Raw genomic sequence first — 26,091 nt, forward strand, 5'->3', positions numbered from 1 at the left:
GGGCCAGAAATCTATCGAAAAGCTCATGGTGGTTGTAGCCTTTGGCACCCACGGCAGTGGTTTTGTAGATAGTCCAGGTGTTGTTGTCCAAGATATTGACTTTAATCGTAAAGTCGATGGCGTGTCTGGTGTCGTTGTTGAGAAGGAGTACCTTTTTATTAAAGCCGGTCGTCAGAAATGGATCTAATGGGTTCTTGGCTTTCACGCTCTATTCGTACCAGGGGCCTGGCCTATGGATTTCTTCATCTGCCACAGTTCATTATTACTACCAAACTACAAACCCAGCGACTCTTCGAACCCTGACACCTTCCGTAATCCTATAAGATAACTATTCCGCAAAGCTATTTCTATTCATAACCATCTTTACATCAATAGGTTATACTCTATTTCGTTAACGCACTAGACTTAACTTTATCAAAAAAAACCGCCTGTAAGTAGTTAACTTACAGGCGGTTGCAATGTGCCGAAGGCGAGACTCGAACTCGCATGTCCGTAAAGACACACGCCCCTGAAACGTGCGTGTCTACCAATTTCACCACTTCGGCAGATTCACTTTCCCCGTGTTGGGACTGCAAAGATACGGCCGCCGAATTGGATCACGCAAGTGTTTTTTGAAAAAAATTCTGTTCTATCGGTTAAAAAGCATGCGTTGGCCAGGCCGGTCAGACACGAACCGACCATGTTGATATACCAGCTCGCCCGATACAATCGTGTGCGTGACCGAGGCACCAAAGGTCTCGCCTTCGAGCGGAGACCAGCCACACTGATAGAGCAGGTTCTCTTTCGATACCGTAAACGGCTGATTCATATCGACTAATACCAGATCGGCCCAGTACCCTTCGCGCACGTAGCCCCGCTTGTCGATCTGAAAACAGTCGGCCGGCGCGTGGCACATTTTCCGGACCACCGTCTCGATCGGCATTTTGCCCTGCCGCGCAAACTCAAGCATCATCAGCAGCGGGTGCTGCACCAACGGTAAGCCCGACGGTGCCTGCCAGTACGACTGGCTCTTCTCATCCCAGGTGTGGGGCGCGTGGTCAGTGGCGATGATGTCGATCCGATCGTCGAGCAGGGCGGCCAGAATAGCTTCTCTGTGGTGGGGCGCCTTGATAGCCGGATTGCACTTGATCTGATTACCTAACCGCTCGTAATCGCGACTGTCGAACCACAGATGATGCACACAGGCTTCGGACGTAATACGCTTGTCGACTAGCGGAACGCTATTGTCGAATAGCGCGAGTTCATCGGCGGTGGAGATGTGAAGAATGTGGAGCCGGGTATTGTGACGCTGGGCCAGCTCGACGGCCAACGACGATGATCTTAGACAGGCCTCTTCGTCGCGGATGAGCGGGTGCAGCTCGGCCGTAGCCCGATCGCCGTATTCGGCCCGATACCGTTCCGTGTTGGCGCGCACGGTGGCTTCGTCTTCACAATGGGTAGCAATCAGCATAGGGCTCTGCCGAAAGAGCTCATTCAGAATATGCGAATCGTCGACCAGCATATCGCCGGTCGATGAGCCCATAAACACTTTTATGCCGCAAACGGTACGCGGATCGGTACGCAACACTTCGTCCAGGTTGTGGTTCGACACGCCCATGAAGAACGAATAGTTGGCCAGCGATGTCCGGGCTGCGATGGCGTACTTATCGGCCAGCAACTCCTGCGTCAGCGCGTTGGGAACCGTATTCGGCATCTCCATGAACGACGTTACTCCCCCGGCTACAGCTGCCCGCGCTTCAGACCCGATGGTTGCCTTGTGCGTAAGACCAGGTTCGCGGAAATGAACCTGGTCATCAATGACGCCAGGTAGCAGAAACTGCCCCTTCGCATCAATCACCTGATCGGCCACCCGCCCCGACAGCCGGGGCGAAATTTGTGAAATCCGCCCATCTTCTATAAGTACGTCAGTATCAATGATGTTAGATTCATTTACTAAACGTACATTTAGTATTAATACACTTGCCATTTAAGTAACATTACGTATGTTTAATCATTTCTTGAAGCACACCATACTAGCCAGAAAATTCATACGTTGTCCATAGATATGATAGAATGAATCATGCTGTACTGTATAGCAAAAGTAAGGTAACAGTTCATTTTTCCAGTCTCATTATGCTGTCTACGACTCAACCTACTAAAACACATCCTATTGACTCTGATCCTTTAAAAACTGACTATGCATTTATAAACTGGGTACGTCTGATTGCCATGTTTTCTATAGTGATGGTGCATTGTCTTACGTTCCCGGCTCCTCCCGCTTCTACGCCCATAAACCAGTTACTTGCGTTTCCGACGGCCAACCTGATGACAAACGGCCAGGCAGCGGCCATCCTGACCCTGGAGCAATGTATGCGATTTGGCACCCTGCATTTCTTTATTGTAGCCGGGTTCCTGATCGGAAAAACATTGAAAGATGGGTCTGCCATTAGTTATTTCAGACGCCGTCTGACGACCATAGCGTACCCCTTCCTGATTGCATTTGGTCTGTATTATTTAAAATCACTGGGGTTCAATATTGCGAAAGGCGAGTTTGGCTCACTGGCCGATTTTTCGTCGTATGCTGTCGATAAACTGATAGTATCTCTGCTCGATACACCCTACTGGTTCATCCCGACCTACTTTTTCTCGCTGGCTATTCTATTGGCATGCAGGCCTTATCTGGCCAGGGCCTGGTTCGGCTGGATACTGGTTGCCGTTAATCTGTTATATGCTGTAAATGTGTATACCGGATGGCTCGCAGCCAGACATAACTATGCGCTGTTTGGCTTCTTGTTCTATTTATGGCTCGGCTATATAATTGGCAGTACAGATGCCGTGATGAAGAGTAGAGCTTATATATCAACCAAAGCGCTGGCAGGCCTGACGATTGCTTTATTCGGTTTCGCTCTACTCGAAATTTATATTCTTTTCAATGCCCGATCGGGCGACCCGGTCAACTCCCTTCGCCTAAGTAATCAGCTGTTTGCTATCGCTTTATTTTTCCTGCTGACCCGGGTTAATTACCTCCATAAACTTCCCTTTCTGCACCCGCGTACCGAATCCTTCGGTATCTACCTGTATCACATGTTTTTTGTGATCGTGCTGGGGAGAGCAATAGACCTTATTCCCCAGATGAGGGCGTTCACGTACCAAGCCGACTATTCAGGCCTTACGCTCGTAATCCTTTCGCTATTGCGTGGATTATTGATCTACACGCTTACACTGCTATTCGTGAAAGCGATTGCAACCAGCCGGTGGCGGTGGCTTATTGGTCTACGGGCTGGTAAACCGGCGTAGGATCGAACACCTTCACCATCTCGTCGAACAGCACCTTATGCCCATTATCGTTGGGGTGAATACCATCAACGGTTAGCTCGTCTTTGAAGACATCTGATGGGTCAGCAAGCGGGTCGAAGAAGTTGACGGCTTCTAACGGATAGGTGGCCAGCGTTCGGTCACGCTGCTGAATCCATCGGGCAGTAGCCCAGGCGTTTAGCCTGCGGGGCATGCTAGTTGTAATCAGAACCCTCTTTACGCCGTTGGCAAAAGCCGTTGCCCGAATAATTCGAAGGTTTTCCATTATTTCATCCACGCTGTAGCCATTGGCAACGTCGTTGGTAGTCATGCTGATGATCAGTACGCTGGGGTGCCTTCTCAGAGCCGCGGTGATGCTGCGCGCGGTATCGGAGGGCGGCCGGTTGGTTGGGCGGGCGTCGGTATCGGGCAGGATGTGATAGGTTGTATAGCCTCCTCTGGCAAGGTTGATTACTTTGCCCTTATTCAGGTAAGCACTGAACAACCCCGCCCAGGCATGCTTATAGTCAGAAGCCCCCACGCCCGATGCGGTCGATGAACCCAGGATAACGATCAGCGGAGACTGTTCTGTTTCTTTAACTGGTGTGAATGGCGTTTTGTCAGGAATTACTTCATCCGACTGAGCACAGCCCAGCAACAGAAACAGTACTGATACCAATGCGTATACTTTTACCATAAGTAGTTTTGCCGAGAGGTTGCAAAGCTAGGATCACAACAACTCTACAAAACTACCTACTCTACAAACGTATAAACATTATACTTCGATTAAAATTTGTATTATTTCGCTATCGGTCGTTGAGCAGCTCAGCCATCTCTTTAGCAAAATAGGTCAGAATAACCGAAGCGCCGGCCCGCTTGATACTCATCAACGCTTCTGCCATAGCGCGCTGACCGTCAAGCCACCCGTTTTGTGCAGCAGCTTTGATCATAGCATACTCGCCACTAACGTTATAAGCAGCGATCGGCAGTTCATAATTATCGCTCAGTAGTTTAATTATATCAAGATACGGTAACGCAGGCTTGACCATCAGGTAGTCTGCTCCTTCGGCAAAATCCAGTTCGGCTTCAATGAGCGCTTCGCGGCTGTTAGCGGGGTTCATCTGGTACGTCTTCTTGTCGCCAAACTTAGGGGCCGAATCGAGCGCGTCGCGGAACGGGCCGTAGAACGCGCTGGCATACTTGGCACTGTAGGACATGATCGCCACATCCTGGAACCCGTGTACGTCGAGCATCTGACGAATGTAGCCGACCCGGCCATCCATCATGTCTGACGGCCCCACAATATCGGCGCCAGCCTGCGCCTGCGCCACCGCCATCTTACCCAGTACTTCCAGAGTCGGGTCGTTCAGGATCTTACCGTTCTCAACAACGCCATCGTGGCCGTCGCTGCTGTAGGGGTCCATGGCCACGTCGGTCATGACAACGACATCGGGGAAGCGGTCTTTTACGGCCCGGATGGTTTGCAGATACAGCCCGTCGGGGTTGCAGCTCTCGGTGGCGTACTTGTCTTTTTTAGCTTCGGGCAGGTTCGGGAACAGATCGAAAGCCCGGACACCCAGGTCAACGCACTGCCCGATCTCATCGAGCAGCAGGTCCAGCGAGTACCGATAAATGCCGGGCATCGACGCCACTTCGCTGCGGATGTTCTGCCCTTCCATCACAAAGAGCGGGAAAATAAAATCGTTGACTGACAGGTGCGTTTCCTGCACCATATCGCGGATAACGGCCGACTGCCGATTCCGACGGGGACGTCTGATCAAGTTCATAGGTTCTGGTTGGCGGCTGCTGGCTGTCTACGCCGTCTGACGTGTCAGAAACCGCATACAGAAAACCGCTAAACAATCAATTTAAATCCTTCTCCGTGTACATTCACCAGCTGAACGGCAGCGTCTTCTTTCAGATACTTCCGTAGTTTGGTCACGTACACATCCATGCTGCGGGCGTTGAAATACGAGTCGTCGCCCCAGACCATCTTCAGCGCAAAGCTACGGCTAACGGGCTGATTGAGGTTCTGAGCGAGCAGTTTTAATAACTCCGATTCTTTGCTGGTCAGCTTTTGGGACGTGCCGTTCTGGATCAGGAGCTGATGTGGATAATCGAACGAGAACGAGCCGATCTGGTAAACCGTTGGCTCCGCCACATCGGCCGACCGCTGATACCGGCGCAGTATGGCCTGAATCCGCAGCAGCAGCTCTTCCATGCTGAAGGGCTTGGTTACGTAATCATCGGCGCCGACCTTGAACCCCTGAATGGTATCCTCCTGCATCGATTTGGCCGTCAGAAAAATGATGGGTACGTCACGCTCCGACATACGCACCTCCTTGGCCAGGGTAAATCCATCTTTTCGGGGCATCATCACATCGAAAATGCACAGATCATAGGGTTTGGCCATGAACTGCTGCAGGCCCTGGTTTCCGTCAGTGGCGCGGTCGGTGTCATACCCCTTCATGGTCAGGTATTCCTGCACCAGCTGACCCAGGTTTGGATCGTCTTCAACGAGTAAAATGGTAGGCATAAGCGGGATGGGCAAAGAAGCGGGATGAGCGGCAGGCGGGTAACCGGCTTTACTCTTTCGTTCGTTCGCTCAGTTTATACGGAATAATAAGTTCAAAGGATGAGCCTTTACCGGGCTGGCTCTCCACCAGAATCTGACCGTTGTGCTGGTCGATCATCTTTTTAACGTAACTCAGCCCCAGCCCGAATCCTTTAACGTCGTGCCGGTTGCCGGTTGGTACCCGGTAAAACTTCTCGAAGATGCGACTGAGCTGCTCTTTGGTCATGCCAATGCCCTGATCGGCCACAACGATGCTCAGCGCATCGGGCAAACTGCGCGTCCTGATGGTAATGTGGGGCGCTTCGGGCGAGTACTTGATGGCGTTATCGACCAGATTGGTCAGAATATTGGTCAGGTGAATTTCGTCGGCTTCGACAATTTCCCGGTCGGCCTCGAAGTCGATCTCGATCTCGCCCCCGCGCTGCTCGATCTGCAGCCCAATGTTGTTGAACACATTTTCGATGACGGTATGTACGTTGACCGACGAGAGTTTGAGCTGAATCTCACCCCGGTCGAGCAGGGCCATCTGTAATACCTTTTCCACGTGCGACCCCAGCCGGCGGGTTTCGTCGCGGATAATGCCCATGTAGCGGGTGAGCCGTTCGCGCTCCTGGGTTCTAACGTCGGTATCAGTACGCGACTGAAGCCCCGGAGCGGTTACCTCCTGCGCCATCTCTACGGCCAGCGATATGGTCGAGATCGGCGTTTTGAACTCATGGGTCATGTTGTTGATAAAGTCATTTTTGATGTCGGCCAGTTTTTTCTGCCGCACAATGGTGCTGATAGCAATGTAGAAGCAAGCCAGAATGACCAGAATCAGGATGGCCGAAGCCGCAAACGTGAACCCCAGCCGACTCAGAATAAACTGCTGCTGGGTCGGAAAGTGTACATAAACGTAGTTACCCGTTTCGATCAGGTTATTCGGAAAAAGCGCAGCCTTGTAGCCGTTACTCTCGAACTGGTGCGCATCGGTATTGAGCGAGGTAAACAGGAAAGCAGGCTGCTGCCGGGTGCGCACCCCGTAGGCAAACGGAATGGAGATACCCCGTTCGGTCAGGGCCTGCCGCAGCAAGGTATCGAGCGCCAGCCGGTTCACCCGCTCCTCGATGGGCCGGTCTGACAGCAGAAGCCCTTTCAGAACGTCTTTAATCATGTGCGACTGCGCTTCGGTCCGGTTCGACGCTACGGCACTGGCGCTGACGGGCCGGCGGTTCGACGTGCTGTCGGCGGTGGTTTCTTTCTGACGAGCGGCCAGGCCAGCCCGCGTGGCTTCGGGTATGGCCTGACGAGCCCGTTTGGCGCGTAGCCGCGCCAGTCGTTTCAGCGAGTCGGCGCGCTGGGTGGCCTGCACGGAGTTGTTGATCTGGGTCAGCTCATCGGCCAGCACCCGCTCCACCCAATGATCGAACTGCTGCTGCTGCTGGAGCTGGGTCTGCCAATCGCCAACGGCCATCAGCACCTCCTGCTGACGAAAAAACTCCTCAACGACCATCATCTGCTCGGCCGATAGCGGGTGTACCGTTGGGTGGAGCACGTCAGACTGAACCACCATGGCTCCGGCGGGGGTCATACTTAACCCGACAACCGGCCGGTCGGCAGTGGGTGCTTCGGCAGGGCGACCCCGCTGGGCCAGCTGGTCAGATGCCCCCGCGCGCGGCCGCGGTCGGCTGATTTCCGGGGCGGGCGTTTTCTTTTCTTTGCGCGCAATGGCCATCAGGCGGTCCTGCTGCTGCTGGGCCTGAACGCGCTGTTTGTAATGGTATACAATCTCCTGCCGTTCCAGGGTTCGAACCACCTCCTGAAGCGCATCGGTCACTTTATAGGCAAACTGTTCCCGCTGCAGCCGAAGGGCACTACCGATCCAGTAGAGTTGCAAACCAACCAGACCTAGCAACCCCACTGCCATCAGGGCAACAATCCATTGTATGCGTTGTTTCGACATTTTTTACTAGCTCATGCAACCTTGACCCGGTTTTCTTCATCTATGGAAAAAGATGTGGCCCTGGTAAAAGTACGAAGCGCAGGACCGCCAACTGGCGCCTTAACAAACTTTAACAAGCCGACTGGTAACCAGTCAGGTTACTAACCGTTTCTTTGTCTGATTCTTGTAAACTGCTATGAAAAAAACAGTTTTTGCCGGATACCGGTTCGCATCGGTACTGCTGCTGATGGGTACGCTGAGCAGCGTAGCCGTCGCCCAAAAGAATGAATCATCGGATAAGAAAGCCGCCGACCGGGATGTAAACGTCCGCATCATTGAACGCAACGGCAACGAAGTACGCGAGATCGAACGCACCTACCGCATCGAGGGCATGACCGATCCCGAACGCGACAAACTGGTGATGAAACTGGTTGACTCCCTCAAAGCAACCCGGAAAGACGGCGGCAAACGTCAGATGACCATCATCGTTGAAGACGGCGAGGGCGACCGGATCGTAACCCGCGAGCGGTATCGTACGGATGGCAAACCCGGCGACGCCTGGGTCATGCGCAACCGGCTGCCCCGCACCGGCATCAGCCCCCGCAATCGGGAGTGGGAGTTTGAGCTTCGGCGGGGGGCCGACTCGCTGGCCGATCGTATGGACCGGTTCCGGTTTCAGTTTCCCCGCGACTTCGACCGGCAGTTTGCCCGCCCTTTCGAAGACTGGGCCCGTAACCTGAACACTAAAACCTCCACCATCCGCGGTCTCGACGCGTATCCGAACAATCCGGATCGGAATCAGCTCAATGTACGGTTCACGGCGCCGGCTAAAGGCAACGTAACCATTATTGTGACAAATCCGAAAGGAAAAGAAGTGGCGCGTCGCGAACTCAATGATTTCTCCGGCGAGTTTGTCGGACAAATCGATCTGGGCAAAAAGCCCCAGGGCACCTACTTCATTACGGTAACGCAGAACGAAGACGGCGCGGTAAAACGCATCGTTGTTGACTAACAGGTCGGTAGCTGCCCAACCGTTTAATAAACCCGTTGGGCAGCTACCCCCAAATTACCGCTTTTTGAGAAAAAATTTAGTACTATGTATTGCAAGATACCAATCTAAACCTATATCTTTGTAGTGTCCTTAGAGAAACGGCCATGAAAACCCTGTTGTTAGTCGGAATCATACTGATAGGCCTGTGTGGAGAAGCGCTGAGCATGGGGCATCCACATAACATGTTTGCCGCCCGTAAACTGATGCGGGCCAAGACCTCGGCCTCAGCTGCCAAGCCCAGAACCAGACCGGCAACGTATTCCTGCTGGCAGTCGGCGGTGGAGCAGGCTGAACTGAGTCGGCGGGTACTGGTTACCCTGAGCCGGCTGCGGCCAACGCGTACGTACTGATCTAGTCGTATACTTTTTCTCCCGTAGTCAGCCAGATACCCCACGGCCGCGAATAAGCATGCACCCGCCGGGTCGGCTTCCCCTGATTATCGACAACCGGGTTACCCTGGTTCACCCATTCAAAAAGGCTTCCGTACAGGTTATGTACGTGCTGGTAGCCAGCCGCCAGCAACTTCTCTCCGACCCGCTCGCTCCGGTACCCCACCGAGCAATACAGTACCACGTTCGCATTTTTCGCAATTCCCTGCACCCGCTTCAGCTCGAAATCATCGTATCCTACCCAGCGCGCGTGGGGTAGATGACTCACGTCGTACTCCGCTCTGGCCCGGGTGTCGAGCAGTATTACGTTGTTCATTTTTTTCAGCTCCTCAACGCTGACCAGCGGTACCGTTTTCTTGTACATGGCTTCCAGCATAGTCTTGTAAGCGCGGCTCGTTGTCTGAGCCGAGCAAAGCAATGCGCTTCCCAGCAGGACCCCCAATACCATCCAGATTCGTTTCATGAAGTAAAGATAGCTAAACCACTGGCACACATTATGTGCGGTGCCGATATGCCTTCTTTCGCTATAGAAGTAAATCGAAAGCTGTCCTTTTTCCGTTAAATGATTAGACAATTCGGGCATTGGCTATGGTTTTAGGCGGTCTTTGGCTACTTTTATGGTTTCGCGAAAACCACCGACAACCGACTGTACATATTTTACCCATTGTGTATCCATGCGTAACAACATCGTACGGCCGATCTTTATCCTCGGTCTACTGTCTGTCAGTTTGTTGACTGCGTTTGGCTTAACCAAACCGGGGCGCTCTGTCTGGCATCGGCTGGCCCGCCCCTCTCACGCCAAAGTCACTCGTACACGACCCGCTGCGCCGGTTGCCCGCATTCGTACCTATGCGCCCGCTCAGCCAGTCGAGGTTTTTTCGTTACCCGACAGCGGCCAGCGCTGGGTCGACAGTGTTTTTCAGACGCTAACACCCGAGCAGAAAATAGGTCAGTTCTTCATGGTGGCCACCTTTTCGAACCGCCACGAAAACCACTACCAATACATCGATCACCTGATCCAGAACAACCACATTGGCGGGCTGATCTTTTTCCAGGGCGGCCCGTACCGCCAGGCTGTGCTGACCAACCGCTATCAGGCTCTGTCGAAAGTCCCTCTCCTGATCGGCATCGATGGAGAGTGGGGTCTCGGTATGCGGCTGGATAGCACCATGGAATTTCCGAAGCAGATGGCCCTCGGCGCTATCCGCGACAACGAAGTCATCTACCGGATGGGCGCCGAAATCGGTCGCCAGTGTCAGCGGCTGGGTATTCATATCAACTTTGCTCCGGTTTCGGATATTAATAGCAATCCGGCCAATCCCGTTATTGGTGTTCGGTCCTTTGGCGAATCGAAAGAGAACGTAGCCCTGAAAGCGTCGGCCTACATGCGCGGCCTGCAGCAGACGCACGTAATTGCCACCGCTAAACATTTTCCGGGTCATGGCGATACCAACGCCGATTCGCATCATACCCTGCCTACGGTAAGCCGGTCGTCGGAGCAGATGCGCGAAGTGGATCTGTATCCGTTCCGCAAACTGATTGCCGATAGCCTGATGGGCGTTGTTACGGGTCATCTGCACGTACCCGTTATGGATAACACCCCGGCACTGGCCGCAACCCTGTCGGAGAAAATTGTGACGGAACTGCTCAAGAAAGAGCTGGGGTTCCGCGGGCTTGTGTTTACCGATGCCCTTAACATGGGTGGTATCAGCCGGTCGCCCAAGGCGATGGACGTAAACCTTCGGGCCCTGATTGCGGGTAACGACATTCTGCTGTATCCCGAAAACGTACGCGAGGCTACGCTGCATATCCTGAACGCCGTACAGACGGGCCTCATCACCCAGGAGTTCATCGACGAAAAAGTTAAAAAGATTCTGCGCGCCAAATACTGGGTTGGCCTCAACAAGTACAAACCAATCAGTCTGAGCGGCCTGTCGGCTGAACTGAACGCCCCGGAGGCCGAACTGCTGAAGCAGGAACTCTGCGAACAGTCGGTAACGATTGCCCAGAACAGAAACGAGTTGCTGCCTTTTGGCCGGCTCGACACCCTGCGGCTGGCGTCGATCGCCATCGGGGCCGACGCGGGCAATGTTTTTCAGAAGCGGCTGAACCAATATGCCCCCTTCCAGACCATAGCCATTCGCGACAAACCCGTATCGGAAACGGAGGTGAGCAACATTCTGGCCCAGCTTGGAGATGCCAATACGGTTGTGATGAGTTTTCACCGCATGAGCGAATCGGCCAGCCGCAAATTTGGCATTACCAAAGCCTCGACCGACCTCATTGCCCGGCTGAAGCAACGGGGCCTCAAAGTGGTGGTTACGGCCTTCGGTTCACCCTACAGCCTGCCCCAGTTTACGGAGGCCGACGCGGTAGTCTGCGCCTATCAGGAACTCGACGACATGCAGCAGGTTGTACCACAGGTCCTCTTCGGCGGGCTGGGGGCGCGCGGCATGCTCCCCATCTCGACCGGCGATCTGAAAGTTGGGCTGGGCCACGTACTCAACCCGGAAGGTCGCCTGTCGGCGGGCTCGCCGGAAAGCGTTGGCATGAAGTCGGCGGTACTCGCCAGGATCGATGCCATTGCGCAGTCGGGGGTTCGGGATCGGGTTGTACCGGGCTGTCAGGTGCTGGTGGCCCGTAAGGGAAAAGTGGTTTACAGCAAGAATTTTGGCGCCCTGACGTACTCGCCCGGCGCCGAAAAAGTAACCGATGAAACCCTGTACGACCTGGCCTCCCTGACTAAAGTACTGGCTACCCTGCAATCGGTCATGGTTCTCTACGACCGGAAACAGATCGACCTGGCCCAGAAAGCGTCATTGTACCTGCCCGAACTGCGGGGTACCAACAAACAAAATATCACCCTGCAGGATCTGCTTTGGCACCAGTCGGGCATGGTTTCTTTCTATCCGACCACCTGGGATCGTACCCGTAACCCCAACGGCGGTCTGAAGGCCGATTACTACAACCCCACGCCCGACAGCTTGCACACCATTCAGATCGCCCCGACGCTCTGGGGCGTTCCGGCCCTGCGGGATTCGGTCTGGAAATGGGTGGTTCAGTCGCCGATGTCGCGCAAGCTCGACGGATCGGGCCTGCCAGCCTATGTCTACAGCGACCTGAATTTTCTGATGCTTCAGAAAGTAGTAGAGCGCGTTGGCAAATTGCCGCTGGATCAGTTCGTGACCGAGAACGTGTATAAACCGCTGGGACTGCACCAGCTCGGTTTCACACCGTTGCAGCGGCTCAAAAACCCGCGTTGCGCCCCCACCGAGCAGGACTCCTACTATCGGAATCAGCTCCTGGTCGGAACTGTTCATGATCAAATGGCCGCCGTACAGGGTGGTTTGTCGGGGCATGCCGGCCTGTTTGGAAACGCCCGCGAGATTGCGACCCTGCTACAGATGAATTTACAGAAAGGCCAGTACGGCGAGCAGCGCATCCTGAATCCGATGACAGTACCCTTTTTCACCCAGACACTCAGTAGCCGGAGCTTCCGGGCGTTGGGCTGGGATAAACCGAACCCGGATAACCCGACCAGCGTATACATGGCTCCGCAGGCTTCGCCCCGCTCGTTCGGCCATACGGGTTTCACCGGTAATGTAGTTTGGGTCGACCCCGATCAGGAGCTTATCTTCGTTTTTCTCTCCAACCGCATCTATCCCACAGCCGGCAACAACTCCATCAATACGAGTAAACTCCGCCGGCGAATTCATGAGGTTATTTACAGCGCAGTACAGCAATAAGCTGGACGACTGGGCTTTCTCTTCTCTCTTCTCAATAGCTGCAAATACGTACGCTACCGGCTAGCAGGCCGTCAGCTTTCTGGCACCATCCTTGCTGACGTATAGCATGATTTCAACTGTTTATTTCTACCTGAAAATATAGATAAACAGCTACATATCAACCCATTAACCTAAAGTTCTCCACATAATCCTTGCCCCATCGGGAAGTAACCCTTTGTGAGCTGGAGGCTAGTATAAATCTATAAACCAATACCTTTAGGTCAATAAATTTTCTTTGAATTCATTTTTATGAAAGGACGCATTTTTTACTGTTATTTCCTTTTGTGCGTGTGTCTGGCTGGCGTCTCGTTTACGGGTCAGGCACAAACGATTACCACAAACGTTACCTCAACGACCCTTTGCTCGGCGGGCACCGTAACCGTCACCTTCACGACAACGGGCAGTTTCAGCGCCACGAATCAGTTTACCGCCCAGTTATCAGACGCGAGCGGTTCATTCTCGAGCTCCATTTCGGTTGGCACAACTACAACCGGCGGTACCATCAATGCCTCGATTCCGGCCAGTGTACCGGTGGGTTCGGGTTATAAAATACGGGTCGTTTCGAGCGCTCCGTTTCGGATTGGCTCAACAGGGGCGGGCACGCTGACGGTAGGGGCGCGCCCACTGGCTCCTCAAGTCAACCCGGTTAGCTACTGCGTAGGGCAAACACCTAGTCCGCTATCGGCCCAAGTTTCATCGGGAGGTACGCTCAACTGGTACGGTACTAACGCGACCGCCGGGATAGCTACCGCCACCCAGCTCCCCCAGATATCGACGGTGGGTAGCCAGACCTATTACGTAAGCCAGACCGTGAATGGCTGCGAAGGGCCCCGGGCGGGTCTGGTCGTTACCACCAATGCGTATCCGGCAGCCCCTACCCTCACAACCGCCACCACCGCTACCTATTGCGAAGGAGCAACGCCCCAGCCCTTGTCGGCCACAGGTCAGAACCTGCGCTGGTATGGCACCAACGCCACCGCCGGTACACCGTCCAACACGCCCAGCCCGGTGAACACGAACCAGATTGGGATAACCAACTATTACGTGACGCAAACAGTGAATAACTGTGAAAGCACCCGTTTAGCTATTCCGGTCGAGGTGAAAGACACACCCAATGCCCCCGCCACCACGGCAGCCCCCGACTATTGCCTCAACCAGACGCCTGTTGCGGCTCTGGTAGCTACGCCTGTTTCTGGGGCCACCCTGAACTGGTACGGCACTAATGCTACCAGCGGTACGGGCACCAGCGTAGCTACCATTCCGTCAACGAACGTAGCCAACACCAGCACTTATTACGTAAGCCAGACACTGAACGGCTGCGAAGGCCCGCGGGCACCTATTCGGGTACTGACTAAACCACGTCCGCTTCAGCCAGGGGTCACAAGCCCGGTCAGTGCGTGTCTGAACCGGACAGCACCTGACCTGGCTACGTTTGTGACCCTGGCATCGGGCGCCACGCCGAACTGGTATGGCACTAACCAGACCACCGGCACGGCCTCGCCAACCGCTCCCGTTCCCTCTGTTGCCACAACCGGCTCGGTCATTTACTACGTAAGCCAGACCCTCAACGGCTGCGAAGGAGGCCGTATAGGCATCACCGTAACGACCAACCCCATTCCGGTTGCGCCTTCCGTAGATGCAGCGGGGCCTTACTGCGAAGGGCAACCCGTACCTGCCCTGTCGGCCACCGGACAAAGCCTGCGCTGGTATGGCACCAACGCCACCGGCGGCACCGGTTCTACTCAGGCTACCGTTCCGGCCAGTAATGTGGTTGGTACGCAGACGTACTACGTGACCCAGACGGTCAGCAGCTGCGAGAGCGAGCGGGCTTCGGTACAAATCCGGATCAAGGACACCCCCGACCGACCGGGTACCAGCTCGCTGGAGTTCTGCCAGAACTCGTCAGCACCAGCTCTGACCGCCAGTCTGGTTAGCGGAGCGTCGCCCAACTGGTATGGTACCAACCAGACTGGTGGTTCGGCATCACCCTCGGCTCCGGCCATTACCAGCAACAACGTCGGCACTACAGTGTATTACGTAAGTCAGACGCTGGAGGGCTGCGAAGGGCCACGAGCCAGCCTGAACGTACGCGTAAAGCCAACACCCGGCCAGCCGGGCGTAAGTCCGATTGCCTTCTGTAATAACGGACCTGCTCAACCGCTGACGGCCTCGGGCGAGCGGCTGAAATGGTTCGATACAGCTGACAATCCACTGGGTGGCGCTCCTACGCCCGACACTCGTTCGGTAGGGGTACAAACCTTCAGGGTGTCGCAGACAAATGGCGAAAACTGTGAGGGACCCAAAGCAACGCTCACCGTAACGATCAACGCCCTGCCCGGACAGCCAGGCGTGACCAGCCTCACCTACTGCCAGGCGCAGCGCGATCAGCCCCAGCAGAACATACAGCCACTGACGGCCAACGGACAGAATCTCCGCTGGTACAATACCGACGGCAATGCGTTCGGCAACGCCCCAACCCCCAGCATCGACCGCACCGGCACCCAGGCCTACAACGTGAGCCAGACCGTCAACAACTGCGAAGGTCCGCGCGCTACCCTGCTCGTTACAGTCAATACGGCTCCGCTGCCCGTTGTTCCCAAAACGCTGTATACGTTCTGCGTCAACGAAAAAGCCACGCCCCTACAGGCCACAGCCGAAGTTGGCGGAAGCCTGCGCTGGATCAACCCCTACGATCAGACGCTGACCGAGGCTCCGGTTCCGCCTACGCTGAACACCAACATCGTGCCCGAGGGCGACCCTTTCTACGTTTACCAGATTGGCGCCAACGGCTGTACCAGCGCCCGGACTACGATTCGGGTGGTTGTCAACACCGTGCCAACGCTCTCCCTGACGACGCTGACACCAAACGTTAACCTGGGGCAGCGCGCTCAGATCCGGCTGCGCTTCACGAGTTCAGGACCGTATAGCTATACCCTCAGCGACAACGTTACCGGCACTTCGCTCACGACCGACACAACCATATCGGTATTGCCCCGTGGCAACACGACCTATCAGATCATCAACGTCAACAACGGCTGCGGAACCGGTCTGCCGGGTAACCCCGCTACGGCCATCGTTACGGTACGGATACCCACCATCCAGACCGGTACGTTGAACAGTTCAACGCTATGCGCCGGAACATCCATCGTGGTTCCGTTTACTACGGGCGGGTCGTTTAACAGCGGCAACGTGTTCCAGACCGAACTGGTCAGCGTAGCCGATACCTCGCGTAAGATAATGCTCAACGCATCGACGGCCGGCTCGCCCATAACCGCTCCCATACCAACCACCCTGGCGGGCGGGCAGTACCTGGTTCGGGTACGGGCCACTAATCCGGAGATAGGTATCATCGGCAGTAACAGCCCATCGACGTTGACCATCCGGGCTCTGGCATCGGGGAGTCTGGCAGGTAGCCAGAGCATCTACGAAGGCGTTCCGGCCAACCTGACGCTCACCCTCGGGGGCGATGGCCCCTGGTCGGTCGTTTATGCCGACAGTATCCGGTCGTACTCGACTACCTCGTCGATAAGTCCACTGGTGGTAGAGGCTCGTCCGGCCCGAACTACCACCTACCGGCTAACCAGCGTCTCGAACAATTGTGGCGCCGGTGTCGTTTCGGGTACGGCCCGGGTTACGGTACTGCCCCTGCTGGCTCTCGACGATAACCCGCTCGATCCGCTGGTGAAAGCCTACCCGGTTCCGACCGGCCCTACGCTCACCATAGAGCTGGACCTGCCCCTCACCCGCGATCCGGCCGTTCTGTCGCTCACCGATCTGCGGGGCAGGCCCGTTCTGCGAACCACCACCCGCACCCGCCGGACCGAACTCGACATGAGTAGTCAGCCCAGTGGTTTGTACATCCTGCGGATTCAGGTTGGCGATCGGCAAACCGTCCGTAAACTGCTCAAACAATAAACCAAAGGGTTTCGGGTACCAGTCCGTGATGATCCGAAACCCTTTACTGCTTATGTCGGACGACTATTTTATGGAAATTGCGCTTGGCCTGGCTGAGGAGGCCGCTGCCGACGGCGAGATTCCCGTTGGTGCCGTGGTGGTGTGTCGCAACCGAATTATCGGGAAAGGCAAAAACCAGACCGAGCAGCTAAACGACGTAACCGCCCATGCCGAAATGCTGGCCATCACGGCCGCTACCCAGTCGCTGGGGGGTAAATACCTGACCGATTGTACGCTATATGTCACCCTGGAGCCCTGTGTTATGTGCGCAGGGGCTTTGTACTGGGCCCAGATCAGCCGGTTAGTCATTGGCGCTGCCGATCCAAAACGGGGCTACAGCCGCATTCAGCCATCGCTCCTGCACCCCAAAACCCGACTCGAAACGGGTATTCTGGCCGACGAAAGTGAACAGCTGCTCACGAACTTTTTTCGACGGTTAAGAACATAATTTGGAAGAGGCTTGTTAAATCAACCGAGTTAACTTCCATCTAACGTATCCTAAAAATGGCTTTTGTACTAGATCCGCTACCCTACCCCAGTGATTCGCTGGAACCAAATATCGACAAGCAAACCATGGAAATTCACCACGATAAGCACCACAATGCTTACGTGACGAATCTGAACAATGCTATTGCTGGCACCGATCTCGAGAACAAATCCATTGAAGACCTGCTGGCTTCGATAAGCCAGGCTCCGGTAGCTGTTCGCAACAACGGGGGCGGTCACTATAACCACACGCTGTTCTGGAACACGATTTCGGGCAGCGGGGGCGGGCAGCCGACGGGCGAACTGGCCGATGCAATCAACCAGAAATTCGGTTCGTTCGACGCCTTCAAGGAAGAATTCACCAAAGCAGCTACCACGCGCTTCGGTTCGGGTTGGGCATGGCTCATTGTTACCGCCGACGGTCAGCTGGCCGTAACCTCAACCCCCAACCAGGACAATCCGCTGATGGATATCGCCGAAACGAAAGGGTTCCCTATCATTGGGCTCGACGTTTGGGAGCATGCCTATTACCTGAAATACCAGAACCGCCGGCCCGAGTACATCTCGGCGTACTTCAACGTGGTAGACTGGGCCGCTGCTGAAAAAAGATATCAGCTGGGCAAACAGGCCTAACCAACGGAGAATGAATAATGTACAGCAGACGGTGAGGAATACAGGCCTACTTATTCTTCATTAGCGGTTGTACATTATTCATTATTTATTATTTTTGCAGTCTCAAAACGGTGATTGTAGCTCAGTTGGTTAGAGCGTCGGATTGTGGTTCCGAAGGTCGCGGGTTCGAGCCCCGTCTTTCACCCTCCTAAAGCCCTGCTTCGTCGGGGCTTTTTTCATGCCCACCGGCCAACTTTCTGGCGGTACAGGTAGTTGCCCATTCATGAGAGTCAGTCTCCCCATACCATCCCGATATCATTACAGAATACGTACTGTACTACTGCTGGCCTACTTGGCCGGTATTATCGGACTGCAGCTACCGGCGCTGGCCGACTATTTCCGGCCGCTGAGTCCGCTTACGCTAATTAGCTCGCTGATCGTATTGCTCCTCTACCATACAGACTGGCGCCCCTCGTTTTATGTCTACATACTCGTTGCGTTCCTGACCGGTTATTTCATCGAAGTACTGGGCGTCCATACGGGGCTTATCTTCGGCCAGTATGCATACGGTCAGGGTCTGGGGTTTCAAATCTGGCGGGTGCCGCCGGTCATCGGCCTGAACTGGCTTACCCTTTCCTACTGCTGCGGTTCCGTCTGGGACCGGCTTCCCGCTCCTGCCTACGTAAAAACGCTGGCTGCTGCCACTACTATGGTGCTCCTCGATCTGTTCATCGAGCCAGTCGCGATTTCCCTCGACTTCTGGACCTGGTTTGACCAGCCGGTACCGCTTCAGAACTATGTGGGCTGGTGGATTGTATCGATCGTACTGTTTAGTATATGGTATGCGTTACCATTTCGGAAAGAAAACAGGATTGCCAAATGGCTCCTGGGGTTTCAGTTCTTATTCTTCGTAGCGCACTATTTGTTGATTCTTTTGAAAAAATAGTTAAACAAACTCCGGCTATTACTGTTATCATATTGATTTTCTTAGTAATATTAGGGTCTGGTTTCGTGCATTTTACCGCGACAGGACCAGCACAGTTCTAAGCTTCTCAACCGCGCCTACACTGCTTGTTCCGGTAGCCGCGCTGTCGGTAGCCATTCGTTAATTTGTCTCTCCGTAGCATTCACATATTATGAGCAATTACTCGATTAAGGATTTAGAGCAGTTGTCGGGCATCAAAGCGCACACGCTGCGCATTTGGGAACAGCGTTATAATATCATAACGCCGAAACGCACCGACACCAACATACGCACCTACGATGATCAGGACCTGAAGCTGGTGCTGAACATATCGCTGCTGAAAGATCACGGCTACAAAATATCCGAAATCTCGAAGCTGTCGGTCGAGGATATGTACCGGGAGGTGATTAAAATCTCTGACCGTCAGCTTAACTACCCCGACCAGATTCACGCGCTGACTATTTCGATGATCGACCTCGACGAAGAGCGGTTCGAGAAAATCGTCAGCACCAATATTCTGCAGTTCGGCTTCGAGAATACGATGATTCATATCATCTATCCGTTTCTTAGCCGCATCGGTACGCTTTGGGTTACGGGCTCGATCGGGCCAGCCCAGGAACACTTCATCACCAACCTCATTCGGCAGAAAATTATTGTCGCTATCGATGGTCAGGTCAGTAAACAACGCCCCAATGGCAAAAAGTACATGCTGTTTTTGCCCGAAGGTGAGCTCCACGAGATCAGCCTGCTCTTCGCCAATTACATCATACGGGCACGGTACAACAAGGTAATCTACCTGGGCCAGAGCCTGCCGTTCAACGAGCTGGTGTTTGCCTATAATGTGCACAAGCCCGATTACATGTTCACGGCTATTACGTCGGTACCCTCGAATCACGAAGTGCAGCCGTTTGTTGACCGCATGGCCAAAGCCTTCCCGGAATCGAGCCTGCTCTTTACCGGCTATCAGATCGTGGGTCAGGACATCGACATGCCAGAGAACGCCACGGTGATCAACCAGATCGAAGATCTGATTCGGATTGCCGGTAACTAACGGCCAGCGACAAAAGCCAGCGCCCGGCGTTCGGCATACGTATGCGCATCGCGGGCGACCATAAACCCGACATGCCCTCCGGAGCGGGGCGTCTCCAGAAATATATGCGGATGGGTTTGGGCCAGCCAGTCGGGCGAGCACTCAGGAGATAACAACGGGTCATTCTGCGCGTTCAGCAGCAACGTCGGAATACGGATACCAGCCATGAAGTTAACGGCCGATGCCTGCTCATAGAAATCGTCGGCATCGCGGTAATCGTTGACGGGTGCCGAGAAATAATCGTCAAAATCGCGCCAGCGCCGGACCAGCCGGAGTTTTGTCATATCGAGCCGACCCGGATAGCGGTCGGCTTTCTGATTTAATTTGATGGCCAGTTTCTTCATGAACCGGTTCCGGTAGAACCGATTACCGGGTCGATCCAGCAGCAGCGCACTGGCTCCCAGATCGGTAGGCGACGAAATAGCGATGCCACTCGTCAGCACATCGGGTAGTTCATGGCCATGTACGCCCAGGTATTACAGGGTGATATTGCCGCCCATGCTGAAGCCTACCAGTACAACCTGCGTATATGACTTTGTGCGAAGCGCATGGGTTATCACCTCGCCCAGATCGCCAATTTCGCCATGGTTATACAAGCGGAAAGCCTGATTCATTTCGCCACTACACGAACGGCAGTTCCAGGCCAGCACGTCATAACTATGCTGCGCGAACAGCTTGGCCATACCGCGCATGTACTGGCGGTTGCTGTCGCCTTCGAGGCCATGGGTCAGGATGACCAGCCGTTTCTGGCCCTGATCCAGCCAGTCCAGATCAACGAAATCCCCATCGGCCAGGACAAGCCGCTCGCGTTCGTAGCTGACCCCGCTCACGCTACGGGTAAGACTGGGGATAACCGTTTGCAGATGACCGTTATACTGGTACGAAGGCGGACCCGGATACGCGGAAGAAATGATCGGCATATTGATAAAACAACGGCTACATTTGGCGGTTTACTTCAGCACCACCTTTTCACACGGGGTCGCCACCGACCAACTCGCATGCAGTTTGCCAAATACTTATCTGTTGCTATTGCCAGCACCATCAAGTTTGCTGGTGGTCCGCTCACCGGGCTGGCCCTGGGCCTGAGCTGGATCGAGACGGCGCTCTGCACCATTGTGGGTATGATGCTGAGCGTCATTGCCATCACGTATGCGGGGGCGGCTATTCAACTGCTCTCACAACGAATTCGGAAACAGACTCCCAAACGGTTTACCCGCCGGACCCGACTGGCGGTTCGTATCTACAAACGGTCGGGCCTGCTGGGTATCGCATTCCTGACCCCGCTTATTCTGACGCCAATTGGGGGCACCGCCCTGGCCGTTTCGTTCCGCCTGGGACGAGGCCAAATCCTGCTTTATATGCTGGGCAGCGCCGTTTTGTGGGCCTGTGTTCAGACACTGGCGCTTTATCAGATACCGGGCGCGCAGGAGTTCTTCAAGCGATAAACGGCTTTGTTCAGGAGTGGCCTACCGGCTAACGGTTTGCGAAGCGGTACTCGTCTTCTTCCGAAAATCGCCCCTCGAAAAATACTTTTCAATCAGGCAGTACATCAGGATGAAGAAATAGCGGCTGCCCATCTCCTTAATCTTCAGCTTCGACTCCCCGTACTTACGGTTGGTCCAGCTGTTGGGGACAACGGCATAGCTATACCCACGCACGATGGCTTTCAGCGGCAGCTCAACGGTCAGGTTGAAGTGCGGAGACAGAAACGGTTTCACTCCCTCGATCGTCTCGCGCTTATAGAGCTTGAAGGCGTTCGTGGTGTCGTTGTACTGAATACCCATTACCACCTTCACGATAAAGTTGGCTACGCGGTTAATGACTTTCTTCAGGGCCGGGTAATCGATTACCTTCCCGTCGCGGCCCCAGCGCGAGCCAAAAACCGCGTCGACGCCCGTTTCCTGCATTTTGTTGTAAAACTTGACCAGATCTTCCGGGTCGTCGGAGAGATCGGCCATGAAAACGGCAACGCAATCGCCGGTAAACCGTTCCAGTCCGTATCGTACCGCATAGCCAAACCCATTGGGCCCCGGGTTGGTAAAATAGACCAGCGTAGGGATCTCAGTGGCTGCCAGTTCCTGCAGCACCCGGAGCGTACCATCTTTCGAGTTATCGTTGGTTACGCATATTTCGTGCGAAATTCCGTGTTTGGCCAGCGTCTGGTACAACGCCCGCAGGGTTGGCGGTAGGGATTCCTCTTCGTTATAGGCCGGTATGACGACGCTTAATTTCATAAAAGTCGGGCGCGGGCAGGTCCCCGCTCTAAGTCTCGTTTAGTGTACAGCCGGTTTCCAGTGATCGGGCACATCGGGTACGGCCTCCCGTATTCGTGCCAATATATCGTCGGGCAGTGGCCCGAGGGCCTCGGCCGCACAGTTGGCGGCTACCTGATGGGCGTTGCGCGCGCCCGGGATAATGACGGACACAGCCTCGTTCGACAGACAGAAGCGCAGCGCCGACGTAGCCAACCCACCGGGCAGCTCCTCCAGAAACGCCAGGCTACGGACCGACGTAAGCAGCCAGTTACGGTCGCGGTCAGGCAAATAGTGGCGATACTGATCGGGCGGGAAGCTGGGCTCCTGCGTCAGATAAGTGGGATTCAGAAAACCAGACGCCAGCGGTACGCGACCAATAAAGGTGTATGAACCGGCTTCGGGGGTGTTGAACAGCACCGTTTCGGCCCGCCGGTCGAGGGCGTTGTAGATCACCTCCAGCACCGAGCCGAATCCGGCTTCCATTACCCGACGCGCTCCGTATACGCTCTTTGAGCTGACGCCGTACGCACCAATCTTGCCGGCCTGAATGAGCTGATCGAAGGGAGCCGGGTCGTACGTCGACCAGTCGAAATTGTCGGGTGGACTGTGCAGCAACAGGATGTCGAGTCGGTCTCGGCCCAGTCGGTCGAGGCTGTCCTCAACCGCTTTGTGCAGGTAGGCCGGGCTGAAATCCTGGGGCTGGCTGGCTGGCGTCAGTACGTTGCCAAACTTGGTGCAGATGATGGCGTCGGGCCGATTGGCGAGCGCCCGTTTCAGAAAGCGTTCCGACTGGCCGGCTCCGTAGCTATCGGCGGTGTCGAAAAAGCGAACGCCCTGTTCCAGCGCGGCATGAACCGTTTGAACGGCAGTAGCCTCGTCAATATCGCCCCAGCCAGTAGCACGTCCGTTCTGCACATTGGGCCCACCGAACTGCCAGGTACCCAGGCCAATACGCAAGCCGTATCTGTTGGTTTGTTGATTGCTCATATAAATGTTTCAGCAGGTCGGACCGTATGAACAACTTCATACGGTCCGACCTGCTGAAACGAAAAAGCGAATTTATACCGTTTCGGTAGCCGGCGTCAGAATGATTTTACCTTTGATCAGGCTACGCTGGCCGGGGAACTCGGCAAAGAACGCGTTACGTCCGTGCAGCACCCGGTCATCGTGGAAGAACACAGCCTCACCTTTCTGCAACTGCAGCGGCATGACCAGACCAGCATTATGAACGCGTGACTCCATGAAATTCTGGAACCGCTCAACCAGATCCAGCACTTCGGGGCTGTTTTCTTCTTTCGAGATACAGTAGTAGTTGTAGTTGGCCAGATAGCCTTCTTCGTCCTTATCGATAATCTTACGCACTTTTCGGCTGCCCCCTTTTTCGTGGACAACGTCGGTACGCAGCAGTTCGTCGAGCAGGGTATCTTCACCGTCGAGTTTGAGGCACTCGACCAGTTCGTCCAGCTCGAAGAAGGTGGTGGCTCCGCCAATTTTGGCCCGCGATGCGCAGTAGAAGAAGTTAACGGCCTCTTCGCCGTACAACTCTACGTACGAGTCGTCGGTATGCAGAGGCTGGCGCGTGTTGCTTGACCGGTAGCGGTCCGGAATCTGCGGATCGTAAGTGATGTCGATCCAGCGGTTGCCGGTCTGCTGACCCGTTTTGATGTCTTCATCGGCCGCATGGATTTTTCCGATGGTTTCGGAAAGGCGGCTGTAGAAATCGTGTACGGGCAGTTCTTCTTTAAACCCGGCCAGATGCACCACTCTATTGTTCAGAACGGCTTCTTTCACGTTCTGTATGGTCTCGTCGAGCGTAGTGTAGGTAACCTGCTTGAAAAAATTCATAGCGTCCTGACGTTTAAAATCTGTTTACAAGGTACTAATCAACCAATTGACAACCAAAAAGCGACTGACGTACGCTTAATTATTTAGAATCCGGTATAACCCGAGAGCCACTTTGCTGTAGGTACGGGCTACCGCCGGGGGCAGCACGTAATCGCGAATCATATCTTTCACCTCGCGCCAGCCGGGTCGGGCCAGCGTTATGTACTTACCGACGATGGGCAAACGAGCCGTGTACGAATGGCGGTACCGTTCGGCGTTCAGCATCATCTTGTAATACCGGGCTATATTCCGCTGCAGCTTCCGGTCATACTGGTAATCCAGTTCGCGGTTGATGCTCTCGTACATAGCAATCCGGTTACGCAGGAACACTTCGTTGTCATACCGGTCTGTGAAACTGGTACCACCCTGATTTTTCCGGTATACCGACATCAGATCGGGCAGATAGCCGATCTTGCCCTGTTTCGCTTTCAGAATGAGCCGCGGAATGTCGCCACTGACGGACTCGCTGAACCAGGCCGGATACTCGCGTATACTGTTCCGGTACATGGTACTGGACGTAGCCATGAACCAGATTTCGTCCTCGCCGATCAGGTCGTCGACCGTAAAAAACGGTTTCGTGTCGGGCCCGTTCAGTACGTGTTCGGGCGTGCCGTCTTCGTACGTAATCAGCGCGTTATGAAACACCATCGAGTAATCGGGATGGGCATCCAGAAAATCGGCCTGTTTCTGCAGTTTCAGCGGATCAGTCCAATAGTCGTCGCCATCCATCAACGCGTAGTATTCGCCCCGGGCCCGCTTCAGCGTTTCCAGGAAGTTGATACCCCCGTTTTTACCCATGTTGCGCGGGTGTAATACCCCGATCACCAGGCCCGGATGTTTCTGTTCGTACTCCCGGATGATGTCTCGCGTTCCATCATTCGAAAAGTCATCGCCCACCAGTATTTCGATCGGGAACGATGTTTGTTGAGCCAGTGCGCTGTCGATCGCTTTTCGGATGAACCGCTTCTGGTTATAGGTAATAATGAGAACGCTGACTTTCATTAAACGGCTACTTCTTTCGCCTGTGTAATTTGTTTCTTCCAGCCCTGCGGCTCCTCGTTATCGGCAGGCGTACCCCATGGATCGTAGAAAGGCAGGATGGCCACCCAGCGCCCGGCCGGATCTTCCCAGCTAAACCGGTCGGCAAAGCTCGACGGGCTAACCCAGTGGGGCAGGTCGTACCGGAACAGGATCATATCGCCCATGTCCTGGTACCCTTCGGTTTCCACGATATGGTCGTTGATCACGTAACCCGTACCGCCCGAGGTATAATCCTTACCGTACTGGTTCAGCGCCAGGATCATACCAACTTTCTGCGGGTTGAGCGGGTGCCAGTGCCGACCAAAGAAGCTGCCGCCCAGCGGGTAGTGGGTAACCTGCGGGTGGAAATAGGGCTGTCCGCGCCGGATGCCGAACGCTTCGTTGTTGCCGGTCATGTCGTTCCAGAAGCCACGAACCGGATCGAATACGTTCAGCAGGGTTTCTTTGAACGGCGCTTCGAGGTCCAGAATGGCATCGAACGTATGGTCGTGGAACAGCTGCGGAGCCTTTTGGATCTTGGCAATATGCAGCCGCTGTTTGTGCTGGTTGTTGTCAAACGTATCAGGACCTTCGGCCAGGGGCGTCTGAGCGGCCCACTGGCGGGTTTGCTCGATAACGGCCGATAAGGCTGCTTCTGGAAGGCCTGTCTTAATGATGACGATGTTTGGTTCGTTCACCAGCCGCATCACTTCGTCGAACGGAATTTCGGGTACGATCTGTCCGTCCTTAACTTCGGCGTTTACCTTGATGATGTATTTAGCTACTTCCTGCATAGTGTATTAGGATGTTGTAAGCAATTTAACGGTCAACT

Annotated in this window: 22 protein-coding genes, 2 tRNA genes and 1 pseudogene; 12 read left to right on the top strand and 13 right to left on the bottom strand. The window is 54.6% G+C overall.

Going from position 1 to position 26,091, the window contains the following annotated elements:
* The first annotated feature begins 25 nt into the window (after positions 1-25).
* Complete coding sequence (locus B1C80_RS28430; protein ID WP_161492774.1) at positions 26-187, top strand: hypothetical protein; 162 nt, start codon at positions 26-28, stop codon at positions 185-187.
* A gap of 274 nt (positions 188-461) precedes the next feature.
* Here the strand turns inward: B1C80_RS28430 and B1C80_RS15745 are convergent.
* Together B1C80_RS15745 and B1C80_RS15750 are read right to left on the bottom strand one after the other, a co-directional pair.
* Positions 462-545, bottom strand: a tRNA-Leu gene (locus B1C80_RS15745).
* An 83-nt stretch (positions 546-628) separates the two neighbouring features.
* Positions 629-1,966, bottom strand: coding sequence for a dihydroorotase (locus B1C80_RS15750; protein ID WP_077922149.1), 1,338 nt, complete (start codon positions 1,964-1,966; stop codon positions 629-631).
* 146 nt (positions 1,967-2,112) lie between these two features.
* Here B1C80_RS15750 and B1C80_RS15755 point away from each other — a divergent pair, with 146 nt between their 5' ends.
* Positions 2,113-3,276, top strand: a complete 1,164-nt coding sequence (locus tag B1C80_RS15755) for an acyltransferase (RefSeq protein WP_161492775.1) — start codon at positions 2,113-2,115, stop codon at positions 3,274-3,276.
* Here B1C80_RS15755 and B1C80_RS15760 read toward each other — a convergent pair.
* The 4 genes from B1C80_RS15760 to B1C80_RS15775 all read right to left on the bottom strand — a co-directional run bounded on the left by B1C80_RS15760 (position 3,245) and on the right by B1C80_RS15775 (position 7,790).
* A complete protein-coding gene (locus B1C80_RS15760) occupies positions 3,245-3,970 on the bottom strand; it encodes an SGNH/GDSL hydrolase family protein (protein ID WP_077922151.1) in 726 nt (241 codons plus the stop codon). The genes B1C80_RS15755 and B1C80_RS15760 overlap by 32 nt on opposite strands.
* A 109-nt stretch (positions 3,971-4,079) precedes the next feature.
* Complete coding sequence (hemB, locus tag B1C80_RS15765; RefSeq protein ID WP_077922152.1) at positions 4,080-5,060, bottom strand: porphobilinogen synthase; 981 nt, start codon at positions 5,058-5,060, stop codon at positions 4,080-4,082.
* A 68-nt stretch (positions 5,061-5,128) separates the two neighbouring features.
* Positions 5,129-5,809 (bottom strand): response regulator transcription factor, encoded by a 681-nt coding sequence (locus B1C80_RS15770; RefSeq protein ID WP_077922153.1) that lies wholly within the window; start codon positions 5,807-5,809, stop codon positions 5,129-5,131.
* 49 nt (positions 5,810-5,858) lie between these two features.
* Positions 5,859-7,790: a HAMP domain-containing sensor histidine kinase gene (locus B1C80_RS15775; protein WP_077922154.1), complete on the bottom strand. Its 1,932-nt coding sequence runs from the start codon at positions 7,788-7,790 to the stop codon at positions 5,859-5,861.
* Positions 7,791-7,965: 175 nt separating this feature from the next.
* On the opposite strand from B1C80_RS15775, the gene B1C80_RS15780 reads away from it, so the two are divergent.
* Entirely contained in the window at positions 7,966-8,781 is an 816-nt protein-coding gene (locus B1C80_RS15780; RefSeq protein ID WP_077922155.1) for a T9SS type A sorting domain-containing protein, read from the top strand.
* Between the two features lie 143 nt (positions 8,782-8,924).
* On the top strand, positions 8,925-9,170 hold the full coding sequence (locus B1C80_RS15785; RefSeq protein ID WP_077922156.1) for a hypothetical protein: 246 nt from the start codon (positions 8,925-8,927) through the stop codon (positions 9,168-9,170).
* A gap of 1 nt (position 9,171) precedes the next feature.
* On the opposite strand, the gene B1C80_RS15790 is transcribed toward B1C80_RS15785, so the two are convergent.
* The gene (locus B1C80_RS15790) at positions 9,172-9,672 is read right to left on the bottom strand and encodes a rhodanese-like domain-containing protein (RefSeq protein WP_077922157.1); all 501 of its coding nucleotides are present in this window, start codon (positions 9,670-9,672) and stop codon (positions 9,172-9,174) included.
* Positions 9,673-9,883: 211 nt separating this feature from the next.
* Between B1C80_RS15790 and B1C80_RS15795 the strand changes: the two genes are divergently transcribed.
* From B1C80_RS15795 to B1C80_RS15825, 7 genes are all read left to right on the top strand, one after another.
* The gene (locus tag B1C80_RS15795) at positions 9,884-12,955 is read left to right on the top strand and encodes a glycoside hydrolase family 3 N-terminal domain-containing protein (protein ID WP_077922158.1); all 3,072 of its coding nucleotides are present in this window, start codon (positions 9,884-9,886) and stop codon (positions 12,953-12,955) included.
* Between the two features lie 288 nt (positions 12,956-13,243).
* Positions 13,244-16,909, top strand: coding sequence for a T9SS type A sorting domain-containing protein (locus B1C80_RS15800; protein WP_077922159.1), 3,666 nt, complete (start codon positions 13,244-13,246; stop codon positions 16,907-16,909).
* A gap of 52 nt (positions 16,910-16,961) precedes the next feature.
* The gene (locus B1C80_RS15805; RefSeq protein WP_077922474.1) at positions 16,962-17,396 is read left to right on the top strand and encodes a nucleoside deaminase; all 435 of its coding nucleotides are present in this window, start codon (positions 16,962-16,964) and stop codon (positions 17,394-17,396) included.
* Between the two features lie 56 nt (positions 17,397-17,452).
* Positions 17,453-18,067, top strand: coding sequence for a superoxide dismutase (locus B1C80_RS15810; RefSeq protein WP_077922160.1), 615 nt, complete (start codon positions 17,453-17,455; stop codon positions 18,065-18,067).
* 109 nt (positions 18,068-18,176) lie between these two features.
* A tRNA-His gene (locus B1C80_RS15815) sits at positions 18,177-18,252 on the top strand.
* 146 nt (positions 18,253-18,398) lie between these two features.
* On the top strand, positions 18,399-18,992 hold the full coding sequence (locus B1C80_RS15820) for a carotenoid biosynthesis protein (protein ID WP_236648806.1): 594 nt from the start codon (positions 18,399-18,401) through the stop codon (positions 18,990-18,992).
* A 190-nt stretch (positions 18,993-19,182) separates the two neighbouring features.
* On the top strand, positions 19,183-20,061 hold the full coding sequence (locus B1C80_RS15825) for a MerR family transcriptional regulator (protein ID WP_077922162.1): 879 nt from the start codon (positions 19,183-19,185) through the stop codon (positions 20,059-20,061).
* Here the strand turns inward: B1C80_RS15825 and B1C80_RS15830 are convergent.
* Positions 20,058-21,020: pseudogene (locus B1C80_RS15830) on the bottom strand (YheT family hydrolase). The gene B1C80_RS15825 and the pseudogene B1C80_RS15830 overlap by 4 nt on opposite strands.
* A 78-nt stretch (positions 21,021-21,098) precedes the next feature.
* On the opposite strand from B1C80_RS15830, the gene B1C80_RS15835 reads away from it, so the two are divergent.
* Positions 21,099-21,545, top strand: a complete 447-nt coding sequence (locus tag B1C80_RS15835; RefSeq protein WP_077922163.1) for a hypothetical protein — start codon at positions 21,099-21,101, stop codon at positions 21,543-21,545.
* 21 nt (positions 21,546-21,566) lie between these two features.
* Here B1C80_RS15835 and B1C80_RS15840 read toward each other — a convergent pair whose 3' ends face one another.
* The 5 genes from B1C80_RS15840 to B1C80_RS15860 form a co-directional block, all read right to left on the bottom strand.
* On the bottom strand, positions 21,567-22,334 hold the full coding sequence (locus B1C80_RS15840) for a glycosyltransferase family 2 protein (RefSeq protein WP_077922164.1): 768 nt from the start codon (positions 22,332-22,334) through the stop codon (positions 21,567-21,569).
* 39 nt (positions 22,335-22,373) lie between these two features.
* Positions 22,374-23,342, bottom strand: a complete 969-nt coding sequence (locus tag B1C80_RS15845) for an aldo/keto reductase (protein ID WP_077922165.1) — start codon at positions 23,340-23,342, stop codon at positions 22,374-22,376.
* A gap of 72 nt (positions 23,343-23,414) precedes the next feature.
* A complete protein-coding gene (locus B1C80_RS15850; RefSeq protein ID WP_077922166.1) occupies positions 23,415-24,200 on the bottom strand; it encodes a TauD/TfdA family dioxygenase in 786 nt (261 codons plus the stop codon).
* A gap of 75 nt (positions 24,201-24,275) precedes the next feature.
* Positions 24,276-25,241 carry a glycosyltransferase gene (locus tag B1C80_RS15855; protein WP_077922167.1) on the bottom strand — a complete coding sequence of 322 codons (966 nt, stop codon included), beginning with the start codon at positions 25,239-25,241 and terminating at the stop codon, positions 24,276-24,278.
* Complete coding sequence (locus B1C80_RS15860) at positions 25,241-26,053, bottom strand: hypothetical protein (protein ID WP_077922168.1); 813 nt, start codon at positions 26,051-26,053, stop codon at positions 25,241-25,243. Before B1C80_RS15860 ends, B1C80_RS15855 begins: the two co-directional genes overlap by 1 nt.
* Positions 26,054-26,091 lie beyond the last annotated feature (38 nt).

This window comes from Spirosoma sp. 209, from assembly GCF_002006735.1.
Taxonomy (GTDB): domain Bacteria; phylum Bacteroidota; class Bacteroidia; order Cytophagales; family Spirosomataceae; genus Spirosoma; species Spirosoma sordidisoli.